The organism is Micromonospora sp. NPDC003776, assembly GCF_053605645.1.
The window spans coordinates 1-2,218 of record NZ_JBSGJR010000821.1 but is presented as its reverse complement, the minus strand read 5'-3'; the positions used below and the strand labels follow the sequence as shown (position 1 = coordinate 2,218).

The window sequence follows — 2,218 nt, the reverse complement described above, 5'->3', positions numbered from 1 at the left end:
CCGCGCCGACCGGCTGGCTCGGCGCCGAGCTGGGCGAGGTGGGCGCCGGTGACGTGGTGGCGCGGAATCCGAGGCGAACACCGCCCGGTCGTCGCTGACCGCCTCCGGCACGGTGAACGCCCCGACGTCCGCGTACGGCACCCGGACGTACTCGGCGTGGCTGCCGGCGAAGCCGCCCGTCCGGGCCGGGTGGCCGTAGCAGCCGCCCACCGGCTGGCCCCACGCCGACTCGGCGTCCGGCGCGCCGGCGGTCCCGTTGTCGCAGCAGGCGAAGAGGCCCTGTCGGCAGAACCAGCAGGCGCCGCAGGCCACCGCCGCGCAGACCACCACCCGGTCGGCGATCCGGTGCCGGCGGACCTCCGGCCCGACCTCCACCACCTCGCCGAGGAACTCGTGCCCGAGCACGTCCCCGGCGGCCAGGTACGGGACCCGCCCGGCCAGCAGCGGCAGGTCGGCGCCGCAGGTGACGCTCCGGCGGACCCGCACGATCATGTCCTGCGCGTTGCGCAGCTCCGGATCGGGCACCTCGCGGACGGCCAGCTCGTCGGTGCCCTCCCAGCAGAGCGCCCTCATCCGGGTGCCTCCGGCCGGTCGATCGGGGACCGGTCCGCCCGGAGCACCTCGCCGGTCTCGGCGAGCTGCTTGGCCTCCCGCAGCGCCTGCCGAATGAGCCGGCCGGGATCGTCGCCGACCAGGTGCGCGGCCAGCCCGGGAAAACCCCGGTCGCCGCCGAGGGGTCGGGCGGCCAGTTCGGTGCCGCGCCCGCCCGGCGCCGGGCGGGCGTACAGCTCCACCGCGCCGTCCAGCCGGCGCAGCGGCTCCGGCCAGCGGCCGAGGGGCAGCACCTCCTCGGGGCGGCCGGCCACCGTCACCACCTGCCAGCGGCCCGGCCGCGGGTCGGTCGCGGCCGCGCGCGGAGGCCGGTCCCGCCGGTGTACGAGGGCGCGCGCGGCGGTCGCCCCGGCCGCCGCGAGAGCGATCCCGGTACCGGCCAGTCGTCCCATCCGTGCCACCCGACCCCCTTCCCACGCCCACTCCCCGCGCCCACGTCCGCGTCCCCGCGCCCCGCCTCCGCTGATTCACGGAAATAGTGGCCATGCGGCCCGCGATGACCACTATTTCCGTGAATCAGTGGCCGGGGCGTCGGGCTGGGCCGGCGTACGCCGGTCGACGGCGACCGGCGGAGCGGCCCCCCGTGTCTTCAGGATCGGGTGGCACGGGGTGACGGGGGTTCGCCCCGAAGGGGTGAAACCGTCCGCGTCGGGTAACCGCTGCCCGCACCGGGGGAGCGGACGCGACGGGGGAGGGCCGCATGCCGGAAGAGGCTGAGCGCGTCGAGGTCGCCGGGGTGCCGGACGACGTCGCGGCGCCGGCGGGCGGGGCCGCACCGGTCGCGGCCAGCGAAGGGCCCGGCGATCTCGCGGCGCCCGGTGACTTCGCGCTGCCCGGCGATCCCGCCTCGCCCGACAGATGGGCGGCGCCCGGCGACCTCGCGACGTTGCGGGCCGAGGCCGAGGCCGCTGACGCGGTCGAGCCGGCCGGCCCGAGCGAGCGCCCGGTCACCCCGCTGCTGGCGTCGCGGTTGGCCGCGCCCGCGCCGCCCGAGCCGGTGCTGGTCCGGCCGCGCCTGCTAAACCGGCTCGACCAGGGAACGGCCGGTCCGGTGACCCTGGTCGTCGCGCCGGCCGGCTGGGGCAAGACCACCCTGCTCGCCTCCTGGACGCGGGCGTCTGCGGCCGAGCCGCCGCCGGCCTGGGTGTCGGTGGAGGAGGGCGACACCGGGGAGCGGCTCTGGGCGTACCTGGCGGCGGCGCTGCGGGCCGCGGTGGCGGGCGAGCCGGACGATCCGGCCCAGCCGCCGGTGCCGGACGTTCCGCCCCGGCCGGACCAGCTCGAACTGCTCGCCGCGGCGCTCGCCGCGCGGGAGCGTCCCGTGCTGCTGGTCCTGGACGACCTGCACCGGGTCACCGATCCGGCGGCCCTGACCGGGCTGGAGTTCCTGCTCCGGCACGCCGACGGGCGGCTGCGGCTGATGGTCGGGGCGCGCACGGAACCGGCGCTGGCCCTGCACCGGTGGCGACTGGCCGGGGAGCTGACCGAACTCGGCCCGGCGGAGCTGGCCTTCACCGACGACGAGGTCGCCGACCTGCTGGTGGCGCACGCCGTGCCGCTGCCCGCGGCGGCGGTGCCGCGGCTGCGCGGGCGTACCGGTGGCTGG

Annotated in this window: 3 protein-coding genes; 1 reads left to right on the top strand and 2 read right to left on the bottom strand. The window is 78.4% G+C overall.

Translation table 11 applies throughout. The annotated features are described in order from the left end of the window. Both ACWEVO_RS35335 and ACWEVO_RS35330 read right to left on the bottom strand, forming a co-directional pair. A partial coding sequence (locus ACWEVO_RS35335; protein ID WP_452311753.1) for an alcohol dehydrogenase catalytic domain-containing protein occupies positions 1-573 on the bottom strand: 573 nt, incomplete at its 3' end. After that, complete coding sequence (locus ACWEVO_RS35330; RefSeq protein ID WP_452311754.1) at positions 570-1,004, bottom strand: hypothetical protein; 435 nt, start codon at positions 1,002-1,004, stop codon at positions 570-572. The genes ACWEVO_RS35330 and ACWEVO_RS35335, both read right to left, overlap by 4 nt. A 308-nt stretch (positions 1,005-1,312) precedes the next feature. Between ACWEVO_RS35330 and ACWEVO_RS35325 the strand changes: the two genes are divergently transcribed. Further along, the coding region (locus ACWEVO_RS35325) for an AAA family ATPase (RefSeq protein WP_452311752.1) at positions 1,313-2,218 on the top strand (906 nt) is incomplete at its 3' end.